The organism is Elusimicrobiota bacterium (assembly GCA_041660185.1).
GTDB lineage: Bacteria > Elusimicrobiota > Elusimicrobia > 2-01-FULL-59-12 > 2-01-FULL-59-12 > JBAZWU01.
The window spans coordinates 243,637-264,250 of sequence record JBAZWU010000001.1; the positions used below are offsets into that span (position 1 = coordinate 243,637).

General features: G+C 57.1%; 13 protein-coding genes. All 13 read right to left on the reverse strand.

Annotation, left to right across the window (positions count from 1 at the left end):
- Positions 1-99 precede the first annotated feature (99 nt).
- On the reverse strand, positions 100-813 hold the full coding sequence (locus tag WC859_01210) for a ZIP family metal transporter (protein MFA5974769.1): 714 nt from the start codon (positions 811-813) through the stop codon (positions 100-102).
- On the reverse strand, positions 813-2,573 hold the full coding sequence (locus tag WC859_01215) for an ABC transporter transmembrane domain-containing protein (GenBank protein ID MFA5974770.1): 1,761 nt from the start codon (positions 2,571-2,573) through the stop codon (positions 813-815). The genes WC859_01210 and WC859_01215 overlap by 1 nt, the downstream gene beginning before the upstream one ends.
- Complete coding sequence (gene lpxB, locus WC859_01220) at positions 2,570-3,709, reverse strand: lipid-A-disaccharide synthase (GenBank protein ID MFA5974771.1); 1,140 nt, start codon at positions 3,707-3,709, stop codon at positions 2,570-2,572. Before lpxB ends, WC859_01215 begins: the two co-directional genes overlap by 4 nt.
- A complete protein-coding gene (locus WC859_01225; protein ID MFA5974772.1) occupies positions 3,702-4,697 on the reverse strand; it encodes a Gfo/Idh/MocA family oxidoreductase in 996 nt (331 codons plus the stop codon). Before WC859_01225 ends, lpxB begins: the two co-directional genes overlap by 8 nt.
- Positions 4,660-5,508 carry a UDP-2,3-diacylglucosamine diphosphatase LpxI gene (lpxI, locus tag WC859_01230; GenBank protein ID MFA5974773.1) on the reverse strand — a complete coding sequence of 283 codons (849 nt, stop codon included), beginning with the start codon at positions 5,506-5,508 and terminating at the stop codon, positions 4,660-4,662. The genes WC859_01225 and lpxI overlap by 38 nt, the downstream gene beginning before the upstream one ends.
- Positions 5,495-6,304, reverse strand: a complete 810-nt coding sequence (gene lpxA, locus WC859_01235) for an acyl-ACP--UDP-N-acetylglucosamine O-acyltransferase (protein MFA5974774.1) — start codon at positions 6,302-6,304, stop codon at positions 5,495-5,497. The genes lpxI and lpxA overlap by 14 nt, the downstream gene beginning before the upstream one ends.
- Positions 6,301-6,756, reverse strand: coding sequence for a 3-hydroxyacyl-ACP dehydratase FabZ (gene fabZ, locus WC859_01240; GenBank protein ID MFA5974775.1), 456 nt, complete (start codon positions 6,754-6,756; stop codon positions 6,301-6,303). The genes lpxA and fabZ overlap by 4 nt, the downstream gene beginning before the upstream one ends.
- On the reverse strand, positions 6,738-7,604 hold the full coding sequence (lpxC, locus tag WC859_01245) for a UDP-3-O-acyl-N-acetylglucosamine deacetylase (protein ID MFA5974776.1): 867 nt from the start codon (positions 7,602-7,604) through the stop codon (positions 6,738-6,740). The genes fabZ and lpxC overlap by 19 nt, the downstream gene beginning before the upstream one ends.
- Before the next feature lie 21 nt (positions 7,605-7,625).
- Complete coding sequence (lpxD, locus tag WC859_01250) at positions 7,626-8,654, reverse strand: UDP-3-O-(3-hydroxymyristoyl)glucosamine N-acyltransferase (GenBank protein MFA5974777.1); 1,029 nt, start codon at positions 8,652-8,654, stop codon at positions 7,626-7,628.
- Positions 8,654-9,529 (reverse strand): OmpH family outer membrane protein, encoded by an 876-nt coding sequence (locus WC859_01255; GenBank protein MFA5974778.1) that lies wholly within the window; start codon positions 9,527-9,529, stop codon positions 8,654-8,656. Before WC859_01255 ends, lpxD begins: the two co-directional genes overlap by 1 nt.
- The gene (bamA, locus tag WC859_01260) at positions 9,529-12,051 is read right to left on the reverse strand and encodes an outer membrane protein assembly factor BamA (protein MFA5974779.1); all 2,523 of its coding nucleotides are present in this window, start codon (positions 12,049-12,051) and stop codon (positions 9,529-9,531) included. Before bamA ends, WC859_01255 begins: the two co-directional genes overlap by 1 nt.
- Before the next feature lie 357 nt (positions 12,052-12,408).
- Positions 12,409-17,793, reverse strand: a complete 5,385-nt coding sequence (locus WC859_01265; protein MFA5974780.1) for a translocation/assembly module TamB domain-containing protein — start codon at positions 17,791-17,793, stop codon at positions 12,409-12,411.
- 265 nt (positions 17,794-18,058) lie between these two features.
- Positions 18,059-20,530: an ATP-dependent Clp protease ATP-binding subunit gene (locus WC859_01270; protein ID MFA5974781.1), complete on the reverse strand. Its 2,472-nt coding sequence runs from the start codon at positions 20,528-20,530 to the stop codon at positions 18,059-18,061.
- Between the last annotated feature and the right edge of the window lie 84 nt (positions 20,531-20,614).

Sequence of the window (20,614 nt, forward strand, 5' to 3'; positions counted from 1 at the left end):
GTCATCCCCCGCGGTTACTGGCGGGGGATCTAGACCTCAATGATGGATCCCCGCCTACGGCCTGCGGGGATGACGACTATTTGTATTCTAGTAATTTCGTCAGGCGAAAAAACCAATGACCACAATTCCAAGCACAAAAAAGAACAGACAGTACCGGTCGTGGGCATCATGAAGCCGCGGTAAGAGGTCGGCGGCGCCGATGTAGATGAAGGAGCCGGCGGCCACGCCCAGAACAATGCCGATCACCGTCGAGGATTGCGGTCCGGCCCAGAGAAAGCTGGCGAAAGCGCCGAGCGGCGTGGAAAATGCCAGGGCAACGGCCAGAATACATTCCATGAATCTGGAGTAACCTGCGGCGCGCAGAAGGCTCGTCAAGGTAAGGCCATCCGAGAATTTATGCAGAATCACGCCGAGCGAAATCACACTCCCCAGCAGGACGTTCTGACGAAGCCCGACGCCGATAGCCATGCCGTCGATGCCCGCGTGCAGGGACAGCGCCGCTAGAGCGCTGATCGGCATCAGGGGCGATTTCGGAGGTTCCAGAAACTCTTCGCAGGTGTGAACCATCGTCACATTTTCCGCCGCGAAAAGAAGGACGAACGTCGTCAGAATGGACAATCCAGCGGTGTTCCCTGCCAGTGAAAAGGCTTCCGGCAGCAGTTTAAGGAAAGCAATCCCGAGAAGGACTCCGGACCCGAAAGCGAGCAGGCGCCAAAGATGCTTTTTAGTCCACTCCTCTTTGAGCATGGGCAGTAAACTACCGGAGAGGGTTGTTAGAAAAGCGATGACGCTGTAAAAGAAAAGTATTTTCATTAATGGAGTAATTGAAGGTTATGTAGTTTAAAATAAGTCCCTTGCTTGGACAAAAGAGCCGCGTGGTTTCCTTCTTCAATAATGCGGCCCTGCTCCAAAACCACAATCCGGTCTGCTCGCTGGACCGTTGACAGGCGATGGGCAATCACCAGCGCGGTCCTGTGTTCCATGAGCCTTTCCAGAGCTTCCTGCACCAGTCGTTCGGACGCCGCGTCAAGAGACGAGGTGGCCTCATCCAGGATTAAAATCGGAGGATTCTTTAACAGGGCGCGAGCGATGGAGAGCCGCTGGCGTTCACCGCCGGAAAGCCGCACACCGCGTTCCCCTATGACGGTGTCGTAGCCTTGCGGCAGTCTTTTGATGAATTCATGCGCGTTGGCGGCCTGGGCGGCCGCTTCCACCTCCGCTTGGGAGGCGCCGGGTTTACCGAAAGCGATGTTGTAACGGACCGACTCGTTGAACAACAACACTTCCTGTGTGACGAGGCCAATCTGCCGGCGAAGCGAATCCAGCGTGACACGCCGGATGTCAATCCCGTCAACGCTGACACGGCCGGAGGTCACGTCATAGAAACGCGGCAGGAGTAGTGCCAGGGTCGACTTCCCGGCCCCGGAAGAACCTACCAGCGCCACCACTTCCCCTCGCTGGATGGTGAGATCAACCCCTTGAAGCGCCCAGCGGTGTTCGGTGTGCGGTCCGGTTTCCGTCGTACCGGGATGCGATTGCGGATAGCGGAAGGATACCTCTTTATAGGAAATCGCCTTTGAAAAAGCGTCCAGGGACTGGGCGCCGGCCTGTTCCCGTACGGTCGGGAGTTGATCCATCAGTTCAAAAATGCGCTCCGAAGAAGCGAGACCCAGCTGCAGTTGGGCATTCAACTCGGCAAAGTTTTTGAGCGGGCGATAGGTCATCACGGCATACGTGATAAAAGCGACAAAAGAACCCGCTGTCCAGACTCCATGAATCACATCGTTGCCGCCTTTCCATAAAAGAAAAGAAAGAATCAGCGCACCGACCATCTCCATCAGGGGACTGGACAACGTGTCGGCCCGCGCAAAGCGCAGGTTGAGGTCCTGAAAACGCAGGTTGGAACGGTGAAAGCGTTCGGACTCCAGCGTTTCGGCGGTGTAGGCGCGCACCACCGCCGCAGACTGAATATTTTCATTCAGCACCGAATACAATTCCCCCATCTGTTCCTGCCCTTTATGCCCGACGCGGCGCAGAATCTTTCCCAATTTGACGATAATGGCTCCTGAAAAGGGCAGAATCGACATGGTGATCAGGGCGAATTTCCAGTTCAAATAGAAGATCAATCCGATGTTGCAGAGAGCGGTCAGTCCGTCGCGGATACAGTAAATCGGTGCGCGGGCGATGACTTGCTGGAGAGCGGTGAGATCATTGGTGAATCGGGCCACGACCTTCCCGGAGGAGGTGGCGCTGAAAAAATCCATCGACAAGCTCTGCAGATGGTCAAAGAGTTGTTTGCGGATGTCTGTAATCGCGCGTTGGCCGATATAGGCCATCAGATAATTTTGCGCATACGAAAGAAATCCAAGGACCACCGAAATCAGCGGGACCCACCAGAGCAGATTCTTCAGCATGCTCAGATCATGGCCGATAAAGACTTTGTCCTGCAGCGGCTTGACCAGATAAATGCGCAACGCATTCAATCCGGCGACACCGCCCATACAGAGGACGGCAACGATCAGCCGGTTGAGATAGGGACGGAGGTACTTCAAAAGCCGTTTGTAGATAGTCATGGATGAACCTCCTGCAGAATCGCTGTGGCCGCACGCTCGCTTCCGCCCTGACCGAGGGATTGGCGAAGATCCATCAGTCCGTTTCGCGTTTGCTCCCAGAGGGTCTGCTCTTGCAAAAAGCGTTCAGCCGCTTCGGCTAGGCGGTCCGGGGTGGCGGCCTCCTGGATCAATTCGGGGACGATCGAACGCCCGGCGAGGATATTGGGCATGCCGATAAACGGAACCGTAATAATCCTTCGGGCCACCTGGTAACTGAGTGCGGACAGGCGGTAGAGGATGACCATGGGAATTCCCAGAAGCATGTTTTCGAGGGCGGCGGTGCCTGAGACAGAGAGGGCGACGCGGAGCGTTTGACGCTCCCGGTAATCGGCGTCGGTCACAAGCCGGATCCAGGGCGCGCCGGTCAAGTCAGGACGATACCGCGCTTCGTCGATTTCGGCGGGTTTAAACATCAGAAACTCCGCCTCCGGATGCCGTTCTCTCAGGCGTCTGGCTGTTTCAACAAGGATCGGCAAATGCCGTTGGATCGTTCCCCAGCGGGATCCCGGCAACAGGCCGATCCGGGCTGGTCCTGTGGGCGGACCTGCCTGACCGGTAGGTAGGTCCGCTGGCGCCGGTACTTTTTCTAAAAGGGGATGTCCGACGAAGGTGACCGGCACACCGGCGCTGCGGTAAAGCGTTTCCTCAAACGGCAGGATCACCAGCATCCGGCGAATAATCGTGGCCAGGTTTCGAATGCGTCCAGAGCGGCTGGCCCAGACTTGCGGGCTGATGTAGTAAACAACCGGGACGCCTTTCGCATAGGCGCTTCGAGCCACGTGGATATTGAAGCCGTAGTAGTCCATCGGAATAACCAGATCAGGGCGGTCTTCTTGAAACAATCGTTTGATTTTCCCTAGAGCCACCCAGAGTTGAGGAAGCTTCATCAGCGGTTCCCAGAAGCCGAATCCCCCCAGCCCCACCAGGGGATAGATAAAATGATCGGCGGCTTCCTTCAGATGGTCCCCTCCGAGAGCGGAAATCCGCACGCCCGGCCGCTGTCGGCGCAGGGCTTGAACCAGAGCCGCGCCATGGCGGTCTGCGGAAGGATCTCCGGCCACGATCAGAAAATGATTTTTTGAAGAAGCGTCAGTCATGAATTTTGAGGTTCTGCAAAACTTCTCTGGCTAGGCGTAAGGCGTCGCGGCCATGATACCCGGAGACCAGCGGCTTTTTCCCCTCCCGCACACACTCGAGGAAATGACTCTGTTCCAGGGCCAACGGGTCCTGTTTGGCCAGTTTGGGTTTCAGAAATTCGACGTCGGAAAAACTTTTCACCACCGGATGCTTCTTGCGGTAAATCTTGAGCTGTGGGGCGGCGTAGTCGATCGACAGATAAGCGTTCTTCTGGAAAACACGAATGCGGCGGTATCGTTCCATCGAGACCCGGGACGCCGACAAGTCCGCGATGCAGCCGCCCGCAAAATACAGACGCACTTTGGCGATGTCTTCGTGGTCCGACAGGACGCGGGCTCCCACCGCTTCCACCCGCGTGATCTCCTGCCCCACGAGAAAAAGAACGATATCGAGATCATGGATCATCAGGTCCATTACCACGCCGATATGGGCGACGCGCAGATCATAGGGACCCAGCCGGTTGACTTCGATGAACTGCGGCGAAACGATATAGTTGGCAGCGGCAATCACCGCCGGATTAAACCGTTCGATATGGCCGACCTGCAGGATCACTCCGCGCTGTTCCGCGATGGCGATGAGCTCTTCAGCCTCCGGCAGGGTGGCGGTGAGCGGTTTTTCGATGAGGCAGGGAATCCCAGCCTCCAGAAGCTGTTTACCAATGGTGTAATGCGTGGGTGTCGGCGTGGCGATAATAGCCGCATCCATATGGCCGATCAATTGGGAGGGATCGGGATAGGCCGGCACCCGGAATTTCTTAGAGATCAGCCGGCTGTGCGCCGCGCTGGGGTCCACCACCCCTACCAGAGCGACCTGAGGGTTCCGTGCCAGATGTCGGGCATGGAACTGACCCATGCGTCCGGCGCCGATGAGTCCGACGCGGATCCGCGGGAAGCGGGCCTCAAGGGGTTTCCTAGAGGTGAAGACCCGTAAGAGTGAGCTCAGAGGCATTGGCAATCTCAATGAGTTTTTCTTTTTCAAGAAGGAGCGTTTTCCCGGTCTCCAGCGCCAGAACCTGTGCGCCGGCTTCCTGCATCGAGGCCAGCGTCCGCGCGCCGACCACCGGGATGTCAAAGCGAAGATCCTGTTTGGGGCGGGCGACTTTAATCACCACGCAGCCGTCCCCTGCGACCCGGCCGGCGCGTCGGATGCAATCATCCGTTCCTTCCATGGCTTCCACGGCCACCACCGTTTTATCTTTAACGACCAGCGTTTGCCCGATGTCCTGACCGGCGAGGGCGCGGGCCAACGGCCAGCCAAACGCGACATCCGCTTCTTCCGCTGAAGTCATGCGTCGTTTCGTGAAAAGACCGTCGGGACAAAGCCAGTTGTCCAAATAAGTGGTAGAAGGCAAAAACGCGATGCCGTCTTTATTAAACTCGTCTGTCACCGCGGAAAGAATCGAAGCGGCCTTTTTGTTGGCGACGGACGTCAGCAGTTTGGCCGCCCGCCAATCGGGCACAATCCCGCGAAAAAGCTGCGTGTGCCGGACCCGTCCGGCCATGACGGCCCGGGTGACGCCCTGTGTTTTAAAATACTCGATGGTTTTCCCGAGTTGTCCCAACGATAACCAGGTGACCGCATCCACATGCTTCTCGATGGAGGGATCCGCTTCTTCCTTCAGCGCGACTGCGATCACTTTCTCGCCGCGCCGGTGAGCGGCTTCGGCAAAGTAGATCGGGAAGGCACCCTGGCCAGCGATCAGGCCGATTTTTTTGTCAACGCCTGGGGAAGAGACATCTCCCACGTTAGTCTTCCTCAACAGCGTTTTTTTTGGAGGCAGGGCGGCAAATGCCGCGGGTGCTGGCTTGCAGGAAAGAAAGCAGGTCCCGGACAGCCGGTGTCCGCTCCTGCTTCATCATGTGTTCGATTTGTTCCTTGAGCGGGATGGTGGCGTCAAACAATTCGCGATAAGCCTTTTTTAAATCAGCGATTGCTTCCGTCGAATAACCGCGACGCTTCAAACCAATCAAATTCAATCCATGCAGTTTGGCGCGGTCCCCCTGCGCCATCGTAAAGGGGGCGATGTCCAACGGGACCATGGCGCCGGCGCCGATCATGGCCAGTTTCCCGATTCTGACAAATTGATGGATGCCCGCCATGCCGCCGATGATCGCACCGTCTCCGACGTCGCAGTGACCGGCGATGGCCACGGAGTTGGCGACGATGACTTCCGATCCGATGATGCAGTCATGCGCCACGTGCGAATAGGCCATAAACAGACAGCGGGCGCCGATCTGGGTCAACGCGGTGGCGGCGGTTCCGCGGTTGAGCGTCACGCATTCGCGGATCACGCAGCCGGGACCCAAGCTGACCCGCGTGCGCTCGCCGCGGTACTTCAAATCCTGAGGAGCGGTGCCGATAAAAGAGCCCGCATGAATCTGGCAGGCTTCCCCCACGTCGGCAAACTCCACCACGGCATGAGGCCCGATCCGTACCCGAGGGTGCAGCACAACGTTTTCACCGATGACGGCGTAGGGACCGATGATCACCCCATCAGCGATTTGTGCGGTCGGATGAATAATGGCGGTTGGATGAATAGTCATCACGGTATTCATGCCGTTGCGTTTTCCTTATCGACGATGGCGAAACTGAATGTGGCTTCGGTGACCAGCTGTCCTTCCACATAGGCTTCACCCTTGGCTTTCCCAAAGCGGTCGCGCACCTTCAGCATTTCAATCTTAATCTCCAGCCGGTCGCCCGGAACAACGGGTTTTCGGAATTTGATCTCTTCCATGCCCATGAAGAAGGCCAGTTTGTCCTTGAACGACGGCTTCGACAGAAACAACGCGCAGGCCACCTGCGCCATGGACTCGACAATCAGGACGCCGGGCATGATCGCACGATCCGGAAAGTGTCCCTGAAAAAAAGGCTCATTGCCGGAAACGCATTTCAAACCGACAGCGCGCTTATCGGGTTCCGTAATGGTAACGCGATCGACCAGTAAAAATGGAAAACGATGCGGAATAATCTTCCGGATGGCCTCAAAATCTAGGACGGTTTCTGACATGATAACTCCTTGTTCAATAGGTGTTCAGCCAGTTGTTTGATAAAATTCGTATTGTGTCCGTGGCCGGGCCGCCGCGCAATGACATGGCCTTTGAGCCGGCAACCCAGAAGGTAGAGATCGCCGAGGAGATCCAGGATCTTATGGCGGACGAACTCGTCAGGGAAACGCAGCATCTTCTCCTTGTTGTGAATGCGGTCCAAACCGACGACCACCGCGTTGTCCAAAGACCCCCCCCTGGCCAATCCCTGTTTTTTGAGCGCTTCCACTTCGTAATCAAAACAGAATGTGCGGCACGGAGCGATCTCGGTGCGGTACGTGTCGGGCTGGATGGTGACGGTCATCTGTTGTTCCTGAATGAGCGGATGGTTGTAGACAATGGACGCGGTCAGCCGCAGGTCCTCGGAGGGTTCCACGCGAATTCCCGTCTCGCCGCCCCGGTATTCAAAAGGCTCTGTCACTTTCAAAATCTGTCGCGGTACGCCGAGGGATTGAAGACCGGTTTCATTTAACGCGTCGAAAAAACCGAGACTCGATCCGTCCAGCACCGGCGGCTCATTGGCATTCATCTCGATGAAAACGTTGTCGATACCCAAGGCATAGAGCGCCGAGAGCATGTGTTCGATGGTATGTACCCGCATGGCTGGGTTGCCGACGGTTGTCCCCCGGATGACTCCGAGGATGTTCGAGTAATGGGCCAGGACGGATGGATTCCCCGGCAAGTCAGTCCGGATTAAAACGATTCCGGTCCCCGCTGGAGCCGGTTTGAAAACAACCTTACAGAGGTTTCCGGTGTGAAGGCCGATGCCTTGAACATCGGCTTCCCGGGCGATCGTGTGTTGAATTTCCATGGCGTCCTTTATCTTGAGCGGTTATAAGCCGAATTTTCTTTTCAGGAGCTTCAAGGCGTCGTATATTTCAGGGAGCTTCCCGTAAATCGCTTGCAGCTTCATGGCCTGGCGGTGCGGCCGAGCCGGGCTGCCGAACAGGACCTCTCCGGGTTTGACGTTATTCATGATGCCGGACTGCGCGGCGATCACGGCCCCGTCTCCGATGGTCAGATGACCGGCCACTCCGACCTGGCCGGCCAGCGTGACGTTGTTGCCAATACGGGTTGATCCGGATATGCCAACCTGCGCGACGATCAGGCAGTGGCGGCCAATCCGCACATTATGGGCGATGTGGACCAGGTTGTCGATCTTTGTTCCTGCGCCGACGCAGGTTTCTCCGGTGGTGGCGCGATCAATCGTGACATTGGCGCCAATTTCGACATCGTCTTCCACGACCACCCGGCCGATTTGCGGGATTTTATGGTGCTGGCCGTTCTGGGTGGCGAATCCGTACCCATCGGCGCCCAGGACCGCTCCCACGTGGATAATGACGCGAGAACCCACCTCGACATCTTCGCGAAGGGTCACATTCGGGTAAAGGATGCAGTTCTCTCCGACGTGGCTGTTGGCTCCGATGTAGCATCCAGGATACAGAACGGTTCCGGAACCGATGACCGCTCCCGCTTCGATCACAACAAAAGCGCCGACGCCGACAGTGGCCCCCATTTGGGCTTTTGGATCAATGCTGGATTGAGGGTGGATGCCTTGCGGAGGACGCTGCCGGTCCTTGCCCAGAAGACCGAGGATTTGAGCAAAAGCCCCTTGCGGATTAGAGACCCGTATCCACGTTTTTCCTTCGGGCAGGGTTAAGCCGTTTGTTTTCTCCGGGATCACCACCACCCCGGCTTTGGTCCGGTTTAAGGCATCGCTGTATTTTAGGTTATGAAAAAACGAAATCTGGTGTTCACCGGCTTCTTCCAGTCCGGCGGCTCCTTCGACGAAACGATTTTCGTCTCCCTGGAGCTCCCCTCCAACCGCTTGAGCGATGTCTCGCGCCTGTAGACGGGCCATTACATCGCCTCCGCTTGCAGGCGGCTGATGAGTTTATCGCTGAGATCAACGGTCTCCTCGCCGTAAAGGATATAGGCTTTATCGATGACGACCGTAATATTCTCATCCCGCGCCAGCGTCTGCAGAACAGCGTAAATCTTAGACATCACCCCATAGGTTTTTTCGGTCTGCAGCTGTTTCATGTCGCCGACCGCATTGGTGCGGAAGGATTTAAAGGAGGTCGTGGCGCGGTCCAGGGCCCGGCGGTTTTTCTGGATGCGGTTCTCCAGCGCGGAAATCGCATCGGCTTGAAGGACAACGGGTGCGGTGGCTCCGGCCAATAGATCCAGGAGGGTCGGAACCGGTTTGGCCGGTGACGGTTTGATCCCCGGTAAAGTTGGGGGTGTGGGCAGGAGTGTCGAGGCGATGTCCGTGTGCCCCGGAAGTCCGGCCAGAGGATCTTCGGTTGGATAGGGCTCAACCGCCGTTGCGGAACTGGTCCGGACGGTGCTCGTGCTGGAAGCCGGCGGTGTCGCCGCCGCCGCCGCGGGTTTTGTGGGTTCCGGTTCAGGAATGTTATTGAAAGGGACCAGGACCGGTTGGCCGGTTCGGGCCTTCACCAGAGCCGAATCATCGGCCGCAATTTGTTCGCGCAACGTGCCGATTTCGTTCTGCCGGCGGCCCAGCTCGCGCTTGCGCTTTTCAATCTCACGCAACAAGTCCCCTTCGGCAAACGATTTTTCCGGGTAGGTATCAAAGACCCGCTGCAGATCGATATAGCCGATCCGGAGGGGTGAAATGGTGTCGAGCGGAATTTCGACGGCACGGCTCCTCCCGCAAGAAAGCAACAGGAGGCTGGAGAGGATCAAAACCGTTCGTGACGATCGTCGCATCATTAGAATAGGCTTCCCACTGTGAAATAAAACTGAGATTGCGCTTCTCCGGGATCGGGATTCAGTGCGTGTCCCCAGTCCAGCCGCAACGGGAACACAGGGGTTTTAAAGCGAATGCCAAATCCAACGCCTGACTTCAGGCCGGCATGAGATGTCCCGATGCGGTAATCGATGTCTTTGAAACGGTTCCAAGACCCCCCCACATCGTAGAAAAACACCCCCTGCAAGAGCGTGCGGCCATGTTCATCCGGGGCGATTGGGAATTTGTATTCTACATTATACACGTTCATGATTTCGCCGCCCTCCAGGACACCGACATGACCCAGATCATAGCCGCGGACCGTCTCGCTGCCGCCCACCCGGTAGAGTTCATCCACGATGTCGGAACGGGTGGAGTCCCCGTAGGGTCTCACCCAGGAGAATTGGCCGTGAAGCGAAAGGACAAATTTCCAGAAGGTCGGGATATGGATGCTCTGATCGATGTAGGGTTTGTAAAACCGGATGGCGTTGGCCGGGAAAATCCCGCCTTCGGTCACCGCGAAGGAGTTTCGCATCCCCCGCTGGGGATCAAATTGATTATCCCTCGTGTCCCGCACGAATTGTTGTGTGAGATTGGAGTTAATGGCATGGAATTCGTTGCAGTTTGGATCCGCGGCGCAGCCCGTCCCCAGAACGGCTTGGCGGGTCACGATATCGTTGGCGACGTCGGACCGCAGCCGGTTGGCAAACGTATAGGTGAAGTGGAGGCTATAAATGTCGGAAAAACGGGGTCCGACGGTCAGACTGCTGCCGATATCGTGGGTTGTGTAAGCATTCGAGAGGGTCCCCAGCTGCTGGATGCGCTTGGTGTTGAAGATATCGACTCCGAAGGTGACGGGTTTGCCGAGCATCCACGGCTCGGTCCAGCCCAGATCAAAGCTGTTAAGCCGGCCGCCGTACTGCCACATGAGGTTCAGCCGTTGGCCGCGTCCCAAAAAATTGATGTGCTGGATCTGGAACGTCCCGATGAGATGGTCGACGGAAGAGTAACCGGCGCCGGCGGAGAGCATGCCGGGTTTGCCTTCCGTGACCGTAAAGATCACGTCCGCTTTATTCGGCGAGCTGGGTTGTTGAACGTCGACATCGACATTGTCCAGGAAGCCAAGATTATAGAGACGTTCCACGCTCTTGCGGGCCTTGACAGAGCTGAACGGTTCGCCTTCCTTCAGCTGAACTTCGCGGCGGATGACGAAATCTTTGGTGTGCACATTTCCTTCAACGCCGATATGATCCACGTAGACCACTTCCCCTTCCGTCATCTGAAATTCCGTATCGACGATTCCTTTGGCGGCATCCTGCGCAAATTCCGGTTTCACCTGGACGCGAATATAACCCTGCGCGCCGTAGACGTCCTGTAGTTTGGCGATGGCCGAATCCATTTTGTCCTGGTTAAAAATCTCGCCCGGTTTGAATTGAACCGCCGGCTGCAACTTGTCATTCTGGAAAATGAGATTCCCGGAGAACCGCACCGCACCGAAATGGAAGAGCGGGCCTTCGTCGATCGGAAGGGTCAGGGTCAAGCGGGTCTTGTCTTCGTTGAAAACCTGCTTGATCTCTCCGATTTTGATGTTTTGATAACCGTTGTTCTTGTAGAACTTGACGACTTCTTTCAGGTCCTCCGTGAGAACTTCCTGCTTGAATACTTTCTTGCGCCGTGTCTTCATGAGGCGGGCGATCTTTTTGGGCTTGAAGGCCGTCACCCGGTCGAGAATGACTTCGTTCACGAGGACCCGCGTACCCTCGGTGACAAAAAACGTTACGGTCACATGATTGGTGGCGTCGCTCGTGGTAAAGGGTTCGGCCTGAGCGGCGGCAAACCCTTCATCCTTATAGAGGGTCAGGATTTTATCGATATCCATCGTGAGTTTGAGCTTATCCAGGGGATCGTTTTCTTTCAGCGTAATCGCATCGCGCAGCTTGCTGGAGGAGAGTTTTTTATTGCCTTTAAAATCAATGCGTTTAATCATCGGTTTCTCAACGACCTGAAACGTGACGGCAAGGCCTCCGGTCATGTCGGAAACATCCACATTCACATCGTCGAAATTGCCCAGTCCGAAAATGGACTGCACGTCTTTGCGCAGTTTTTCCGGGTCATACAGATCGCCTTTTCGGGTTTTCGCCTGGGCGAGGATCACCCGTTCGCGAACGTTCCGGTTGCCCTCCGTCTTGATCTTCAGGATTTTGGCAAAACGCGAAATGTGTTTTTCTTCAAGCGCAGGAGTAAAGGACGTGGACGAACCGGAGGCCTGGTAACTGCTGGTCGAGAAAGTCGGAGGGAGCGGAAGGCCTCCCAATGCCGGCGCAGGGAATGTTTGGGGAGAGGCGGAGGGGGTCTGGCCGGGTGTCGCGGAGGTTCCAGAGGAGCTAAACTCGGCGAAGATTTGATCGGGGGCAGGTGTTTTCGCGGCTGAATCCACGGCTTTCACCTTGGACGCCCCCAAGACCATGAGTCCCGCCACCCATAAAAGTACCTTTCGTGATCGCAACACCGGCTCCATCAAAAAAATTGAAAAATCGCAGTATTATAACACATTCGTGGATTTGACCAGCCAACAGGTTAGACGTGAGTCGAGTTGTTTTGTTCCCATTTAAGCGGTGGAACAAGCCTTTATCGGCAGAACTTGTGGGTTTTCACCGTGCGCTCAGCGGTCTCTTCCTCTGAAGATCGGTCGGTGTGAGAGAGATTCTCTGGCACGTCCGTGACCGGTGGCTTGGGTCGGTCAGGAGGGGCATAAAGAGGAGTCGAATTCCCCTTCAGTGAGGTAAATCGTGGACATGGACGATCGTCAGGCATGAACAACCTCTTTCTATTATTATAGCGCTCGGGGAGACAGCCGACACATCTATTTGGTGGGGGTCTTCTTTTCTTTGCCTTTGTTGGTGTTTCCCCACCAGCCGAAGCGGAGACGGGGTTCAATCGTGATGCGGCGTTCCGGCAGAAAAGCCGGATTGCTGGAGTTGGGAAGATCAAAAACGCCGCGGACATAAACATTCTTAAACCAGCGGTAAGAAAGTTCCACGTCGTTGATGAGATCCAGCTTGTTCTGGAGCGTGTCCGGAACGGTTTCCTCCACAAAGCGCACCCCGTAGCCGAGGGAGATGCGGCTGGACAGATTTTTCTCGAAGGTGTATTTCGTGTTGGCCAGCAGGTTCGTGCTGGTTTGCTGCTGAGCGGTGGCCCCGGCGGTTTCCGGCGGGGTGATGGTTGTCGGGTTAATAATCCGCGAAACGCGTACCGTGTCCACCAGCCCCGTCGGTTTGAGCAGTCGTTTGGCCAGCGGTGTGGCCAGACTCGTATCGATCAACCGCACCATCTGCTGTTGAAAAAGATAGTTTCGTTCCTGGGGCGAGAGGTTCCCCGTGTCGATCTGGGTGACGCGGGCCAGCAGTTTTTCTTGGCTGAGCGTCGGGTTCGTCGCCGAGGCGAACCGTGGTTTGATCTGATCCACCGGCGCGTAATCGATGGTCAGCGTGATGGTGTCGTTCACATCCAGGCGGTTCCCCGTTCCACCGCCGGCTTGTCCACTCACCGTGTCAACGGCCTGCACCTGGGATTCGGCGATGCCGCGAACGTAAGGCGTATTGAGTATGCCCTGATCGCTGTCGCTCGAGCGCACGTCGTAGCGCGCGGAGCGGATCGCGAAATCCACCCCCAGATAGCTGAATTGTCCTTCCGTGATATCCATGCCGCCATCCACCCGAAGCCGGTCGCTCGGACCCTTCAAATGCAGGTTGCCGTTCAGATTGGCCTCAACCAGCTCATTTTCAAACCAGGCGCCGTCCTGGAATTTCAGATTGACGTCCCACGCGATCCGCCGGAACCATTCCATCAGGGCGGGAGGCGGCGGGTTCTTGTGGGAGGGCGGGAAACTGAAATGGCCGTTCGTGATCAAGGCTTCACCGGAAAACGCGGGTGTTTCCGCCGGGCCCTTGAAGATCACATGGCCTTTGACATCCCCATAGGAGGAGATGGTCAGGAAGCGAAACCGTTTGGCCAGCGGGCTTTCCGGAATGGCCAGCTCCGGGATCTGAACCTGGATGCCTTTACGGGAGACCACGTCCCCGTGCAGGTCATAGGCTCTCGGGGTGAGGCCTGCGAAAGCGATTTTCCCTGCGATTAAAATTTTCCCTTCGCCCGATTGTCCCCGCAGTTCATGGATAACCAGTTCGTCGCCTTCAAAGTCTGCCGCCATATTCAAATCATGCAGGCGCTTGAAGTAATGGGAGCCCGTAATGTCGCCGTCAATAATCCGGGCCGATCCGCGCAGGTGCGGCTGGTCGGCGGTGCCGGTAATCTGGACGAGCGCTTGGACATCGCCGTTGGCCTTTTTCACTTGATTGGAAATCGACTGCAGAAGACCCAGATTGGAATCCTGCAGGCGCAGAGAAAAGTTTACGGTTCGATCGGAGCCCTTCTTTTTCCCGCTGGCCGTGCTCAGCGGAAAAACGCCGGTGCCGGAAAGGGTGTAGCGGTCCGGGTCAGAAAGGATGAGGCGCGTAAAGGTGATGCGGTCGTCCTGCCAGGCAAAGGCCGAGGCGCCGTTTCTGAAAGACAGTCCCAGCACGCTTCCCTGGCGCAGGTCGATGGTGCCTTCGGCGTACGGATGGGCCGCGTCACCGGTCCCGCGGATCGAGAGGTCAGCGGTTCCATTGACGGGATAAGGAAATCCCGCCAGGCCGCCCAGCGTTCCCATGTCCAGGCCGTGACCGGCCATGCGGAAATCCCACAGGGAAGGCCCGATGTCGCCGGTGAGTTCGAGCCTCTGATGGTCTCTTCCTGAAATGAAGAAGTCCGTGAAATGAAGTTGCGGGGCCTGCCGAAAATCCACCGTTCCCGTCATCAAGGCCGGGCTGCGGGCGGCCGGATGAAATTGCAGCACATTGTTGTAGTAGTCGACAGAGACGAGTCCCTCTTCCAATTCATAATCGTTGATGAAAAGGGAGCGCGTGTGGAGATCGCCGCGCACGGCGATGCCTTCCGGCCGGATCTGCCAGAGACCCTGAAGATCCAGCCCGCCAAAGAGCGTGAACACGCCCAGATGAAGATTCCGGATTTCCAGACCAGCCTGGATTTTCGCCTCCCGAGCGTCGCGGACCAGATCGACAAAACTGCCCGGATTCAGGCGGATCCGTTCTTCCCGGGTCTTGGCCAGGCCTTCCATAATTGTGAGTCGCAATCCGTTGTAGCGTTCAGGGGACGGTTGGGCGGTCAGGTCGAAGGAGAACGTTTCCAGCTTAAAGGGGTTGGCGACATTGGATCCGTACACCACCGGACCTCCCTCGAGATGGCCGGTGAAGCTGGGACGGTCGATGGGACCGCGGACGGTAAACGTTCCATCCGCGCGGCCTTCCAGCGTCCGGGGTAAGGAAAAACTCTCTCCCAGCGGATGGAGGGGCAGCTTGGCCAGAGAGAGAGTCCCCTGGACGTCGCGGGCCGCCGGATCATACCCGCCCTGAAAATGAAGCTGTCCCCCCTGGTCGGTCGTCGCGTCAATCGTCAGCGGGAGCCGGGCGGCTGTCCATTGACCTTTCACCGTACTCTGAAACCGGATCGCCCGCCAACTGGCGGTTTCCAGATTGATGGAAAACTCAGCGGTGGGATGATCGAGCGTTCCGCGCCAGGTGCAGATGCCGGAAAGCCAGCCCTTCAGTTCCTGGCTCCACTCGGTCAGCGGGACCCGGCGCGCCTGCAGCCGGGCTTGAACAGAAGGGGATTGCTTGCCGAACAAAAGGGATCCGTTCGACGTCCATTGTTTCCCCCATTCCGTATTCGTCCATTGCAGCGACTGCCGGTCCCACGCCAGATGCATCCGTGCGCCGTCCGTGGTCCGCTGCCGCACGGATACGGTGGGGGCGCGCAAATCCGCCTGGCCGTTCCAATTATCAGCGGGATGAACATCTCCTGTGGCTTCGAGCGGAACTTTCCAAAGAGTTCCGTCCTGTGGAGAAAGGGCTTCTCCTTTTGCTTGGAAACGGACCGCGGAAACAGCCTCGCCGGGTTTCGGGACCTTCCAGGAGGCATGACCTTCAAGGTTGACGGTTCCGGAAGAGGAAACGCAGGACATTTTTTGAAGAGTCAGGGACCCCGGTAGAAATATGAAAGAGGTTTCTGCGCGGGTCAATGGCCAGGGTCCCAGGGCGCCATTCTCCCAGAGCACGCGGCCCTTTCCTTGAAGTCCTTCATCCGCGTGAACAGTGAGCTGGCCGGAGAGCGAGCCCGTCCAGCTTGTGCGAGGCATGAGATAAGCGCCGGCGGTGGCCGCGGGAGCGCCTTGGGCGGTGACGTGAAGATCCCAGACAGGGATCGACCCGATTTTGTAATCCAGATTCCCTGAGATCCCCGGTTCCATCTTGAAAGAAGGAAAAGAAAGTCGTCCGGGTTTATAGAGGAACGACGCAGACGCTTTCCCGAGTGGGACGTTGTTTAAAGTGAGGGATGGCGCCATGAGATCGCCTTTGAGAACAGGTTCCTCCCATGTTCCGGACAGCTCCGCATGCGCGCTGGCCTGTCCCTTCAATCCCGGCAGTTTCCGCCGCAGGAGGTTGATGTCCGAAGCGAGGTTCACGTTTTCAGCGTCGAGGGTCCCTTGCAGCCGGCGGTCCTTGTCCAGGCGCGCTTGAGCGATGAGGGAAGCGCCTTGCGGCAGATGGAGCTCCAGCCGGTCGAGCGCCATTTCGTTTTCTTCGGTTGTTCCTTCAAGCGTCAAACGGGTTTTGGAATCCTCTGAGCTGGCGTGGGCTTGAAATCGCCGGGGCGTGATTTCCATTTCCCCTTTGAGGTTGGTTGGGGCGGAGGAGCCCCAGGCAAAATTGTTGATCCAGAACGATCCGGAGGTGCGTCCGTTGTCGATCGGTCCATGGAAGGCGCCGGCAAAATGGAGCCGGCCATCCAGTGCCCCATTGAACCGCTCCGGCAACACTTGTGACAGGGCAAGGTTTTCTCCGGTCACTGAGATATCACTTTCCGTTTTTGATGCCATTCCCTTGAGATGGATTTGTCCGTCCAGCATATGAACCTGGCTTTTCACAAGTTCCAACCGGTGCGATTGATACCGCCAATGGATCAACCCATCCTGAAAGGATCGGTGCGCGAATTCACCGGCAGGCACTTTCGCATGAAGCGTCAGTTGAGGGTCCCGGAGAGGCCCCTCGATCAACAACTGGGCGTCGCCACGCCCCCGCAGAAGATCCGGTTGAATGCTGAAGGCCGATAAAGAAGCCAAATCAAAATCCCGGGTTTCGGCGCTGGCATTCCAGCGGCCGGTGGGGCCAAGGGGTGACAGCGAGCCGGAAAGGTGAATTCGATTAGGACCCATCGTGATCATCAGACCATTGGCCAGGAGACGGTGAGGGTCCGCGGTTAAACGGCCTTGAAGATGAAGAACCAGATCAGACGGACGGAAACGGAGCTGCACCCCTTCGAAGGAAAGGGAAGCCTTTCGAAGCCGGTCAGCCACAGACGCCGGCTGAGGCGGCCAAGTCGAACCGCCCAGTTGGACCGATAAATGGTAGCGGCCGCTGACGGTGCAGGAAGAAAGATCCAGCGGTTTGGCGGAAAGTTTTTGTGCCAGCGCCAGGGTCGTTGAGGCGTCTCCGTTTGTGATGGCGGCCTGAGCGCTCCAGTGTCTCCCCAGGCGAGCCAGCTGCACCTGAACGATTTCCGCCTGCTCCAGAGAACCGGAGGCGGTGAAACGAATGCTGGGACCTCGGACGCTGAAAGCCCCGTCGGATTTATACAGCGTCCATGTGCCATGCGGGGCCGAGGGGTCCATCCATTGGAGCGTGCCGTGTTCCCAGGCCAGTTTAAAGAAGATGGGCCAGCGCTTCGGTTCCGAACCGGAGGCCGGCCAGTTTTTCAAAATGTCGGGAGATCCGCGCACCCAGGGGGTGTTGAGCGAAATCAGGCCAATCGCTTCCAGCGGGCGCCTGCGCCAGAGGGCCCGGGGCACGTCAACCAGGCTCAGGGTCAGTGAAATATCCGAGGCGCGAAGAATTAAATGGGAGGGTTTTTCCGTGTCCCAGACCTGAACGTTATTCAGCCGGAGGCGGTGAAGAAAGGCGACGGAAATGCTGTCAATTTGAACGCGGGCATGGAAGACATTCCCGGCGCGGCGCTCCAGCGCGGACAGAAGCCGGGGCTCCCAGCTGGACACAAAGCTTTGCATCGCCCACAGCGAGGCTCCGAGAATGCAGAAAAAGAGTACGACCGTATTGAGGAGGCGTCTCATTCGATACTTAGTATAACAATCGACCCGCAACGGCTCCTACCTATTTAGACAGTTTCTCTATGCTGAAAGTTCCATCGCTTGGATTATTTTACCCTCACTCCATCCCTCCCCCTCCTCAGGGGGAGGGTGAGTAAGATTATCTGCCGGGATTATCGCCCCTCTCCCTGCTGAGGGAGAGGGGCGGGGTGAGGGTTTGGGTTGAGAAGATATAAAACACCCCACTCACGGGTTTTCTTGAGCGAGGTGTCTGTCTAAAAGGTGACGCTTAGTGTTTAACGGATTTCGGTACCGGCTGACTGCCGAACGTCAGATGTTTATCCTCCGCGTCATAATCCGTGAAGATCGTGGCGGGTGCGCTGAAGCGCTTCGCCAGGATCTCGCTGGCCAACGGGTCTTCGATGAGCCGCTGGATGGTGCGCTGCAGCGGACGGGCGCCGTAGTGCGGATCGAATCCCTTTTCCAGCAGGTGTTCCTTGGCTTGATCGGTGAGCTGCATCGTGTAACCCTGGGTCTGGAGTTTGGCCCTCACGCGATTAATCATGAGTTCCAGGATCTTTTTCATGTCTTCCTTGGTGAGCGCGTGGAAGAAGATGATGTCGTCAATCCGGTTCAGGAATTCCGGATTGAACGCCCGTTTGACTTCCTCCATAACGATTTCTTTCATGGATTGGTAGTCCCGTTTGGCGTCCTCTTGGACGAGGAAACCCAGGGATTTGCCTTTGGAAATCAGGCGCGCGCCGACATTCGACGTCATGATAACGACGGTGTTCTTGAAATTCACTTTGTGGCCCAGGTTGTCGGTGAGCTGTCCGTCATCGAGCACCTGCAGCAGGATGTTAAACACATCCGGGTGCGCTTTTTCGATTTCGTCCAGCAAAACAACCGAATAGGGTTTTCGGCGGACGGCTTCGGTGAGTTGGCCGCCTTCCTCGTAGCCCACGTAGCCCGGAGGAGCCCCAATCAGCCGGGACACGGAAAATTTCTCCATGTACTCGGACATGTCGATGCGGATGAGCGCATCCTCTTCGCCAAAGAGCACTTCCGATACCGCGCGGGCCAGTTCGGTTTTTCCAACACCGGTGGGTCCCAGGAAAATAAAGGAACCGATTGGGCGCTTGGGATCTTTGAGCCCCGTGCGCGAACGGCGGACCGCCTGCGACAAGGACTTGATGGCTTCTTCCTGGCCCACGACCCGTTTGTGCAGTTCGTCTTCCAGATGGATCAGTTTGTCGGATTCCTTTTCCGTCAAACGGTTGACGGGAATGCCGGTCCATTTGGAAACAATGTTGGCAATTTCCTCGGACGATACCGTGGGCTGGGTGCTTTCACGTTTTTCCTTCCACTTTTTCTTGGAATCATCGAGTTGTTTGCGGAGTTCTTTTTCTTTGTCCCGCAAGCGCGCCGCCTTCTCATATTCCTGGGACGAGATGGCGGTGTCTTTGTCCTTGGAGATCTGGCCGATCTCAATTTCCTTGTCCTTTAAATTTTGCGGCAGGACGGTGGTTTGCAGGCGCGCGCGGCTTCCCGCCTCGTCGATGAGATCGATCGCTTTGTCGGGCAGGTAGCGGTCTGAGATGTAGCGGTCCGCCAGCTCGGCGGCGGCTTGAAGCGCATCGTCGGTAAACTTCACCTTGTGGTGCGCTTCGTATTTCTCCCGCAGTCCGCCTAAAATTTTGACGGTGTCTTCCACCGAAGGCGGGTCCACCGTAATCGGCTGGAAGCGGCGTTCCAGCGCCGCGTCGTGTTCGATGTATTTCCGGTATTCGTCATAGGTTGTGGCGCCGATGCACTGGAGCTCTCCGCGCGCCAGCGCGGGTTTCAGAATGTTGGAGGCATCAATGGCGCCCTCGGCGGCCCCGGCCCCGATCACGGTATGAAGCTCGTCGACAAAAAGGATGATGGAGTTTTTGGCGCGCCGGATTTCTTCGATGATGTTTTTCAGCCGTTGTTCGAATTCGCCGCGGTACTTGGTGCCGGCCACCACAGCGGCCAGGTCCAGGGTCATCACGCGCTTGCCCAGCAGCATTTCCGCTATATCGCCGGAGGAGATCTTTTGCGCGAGGCCTTCGACAATGGCGGTTTTCCCCACGCCCGGATCGCCGATCAGGACGGGATTGTTTTTCGTCCGGCGGGAGAGAATCTGAATCAGCCGTTCAATCTCATCCAGGCGGCCGATGACCGGATCCAGTTTATTGTCCCGGGCCATCTGGGTGAGGTCGCGCCCGAATTCGTCCAGCGTCGGCGTTTTGGATTTCGAGCCGGAGGAACGCGCCGGGGCGGCCGGCGCCGGGCCGGGCTGTCCTTCGCCTAGAAGGCTGATGACTTCCTCGCGCACGATGTCCAAACGCACGCCTAAATTTTCAAGCACCTGCGCGGCCACGCCTTCCTCTTCGCGGATGAGGCCCAGCAACAAATGCTCGGTGCCCACATGGCTGTGTCCCATATTCTGGGCTTCTTCCACGGCCAGTTCCAGAACTTTCTTGGCGCGCGGGGTGAAGGGAATTTCGCCCAGCAGCATCACGTTGTCGCCGGTTCCGACAATCTTTTCAATTTCAGCGCGCACGCGGCGCAGATCCACGCCGAGGTTCGCCAGGACCTGGGCGGCGACGCCTTCACCCAACGCAATCAGCCCCAGGAGGATATGTTCCGTTCCCACATAATCATGGTTGAGGCGCTTGGCCTCTTCCTGGGCGATTAAGATCACTCGCTGGGCGCGTTCGGTAAAGCGGTTAGACATGGAAAATCCTCATCGAACAATTCCTATCAGATCAATTTCCATCTGACAAGGGCTTATCGTTCTCATCGTAGCTGATCCAGCGGG

Excerpts from the sequence above, each read along its gene's own strand:
- WC859_01210 (MFA5974769.1), bottom strand. The coding sequence starts at position 813 with ATGAAAATACTTTTCTTTTACAGCGTCATCGCTTTTCTAACAACCCTC.
- lpxC (MFA5974776.1), bottom strand. The coding sequence starts at position 7,604 with ATGGAAATTCAACACACGATCGCCCGGGAAGCCGATGTTCAAGGCATC.
- WC859_01215 (MFA5974770.1), bottom strand. The coding sequence starts at position 2,573 with ATGACTATCTACAAACGGCTTTTGAAGTACCTCCGTCCCTATCTCAAC.
- lpxD (MFA5974777.1), bottom strand. The coding sequence starts at position 8,654 with ATGGCCCGTCTACAGGCGCGAGACATCGCTCAAGCGGTTGGAGGGGAG.
- WC859_01225 (MFA5974772.1), bottom strand. The coding sequence starts at position 4,697 with ATGCCTCTGAGCTCACTCTTACGGGTCTTCACCTCTAGGAAACCCCTT.
- fabZ (MFA5974775.1), bottom strand. The coding sequence starts at position 6,756 with ATGTCAGAAACCGTCCTAGATTTTGAGGCCATCCGGAAGATTATTCCG.
- lpxA (MFA5974774.1), bottom strand. The coding sequence starts at position 6,304 with ATGAATACCGTGATGACTATTCATCCAACCGCCATTATTCATCCGACC.
- WC859_01255 (MFA5974778.1), bottom strand. The coding sequence starts at position 9,529 with ATGATGCGACGATCGTCACGAACGGTTTTGATCCTCTCCAGCCTCCTG.
- WC859_01270 (MFA5974781.1), bottom strand. The coding sequence starts at position 20,530 with ATGTCTAACCGCTTTACCGAACGCGCCCAGCGAGTGATCTTAATCGCC.
- WC859_01265 (MFA5974780.1), bottom strand. The coding sequence starts at position 17,793 with ATGAGACGCCTCCTCAATACGGTCGTACTCTTTTTCTGCATTCTCGGA.
- lpxB (MFA5974771.1), bottom strand. The coding sequence starts at position 3,709 with ATGACTGACGCTTCTTCAAAAAATCATTTTCTGATCGTGGCCGGAGAT.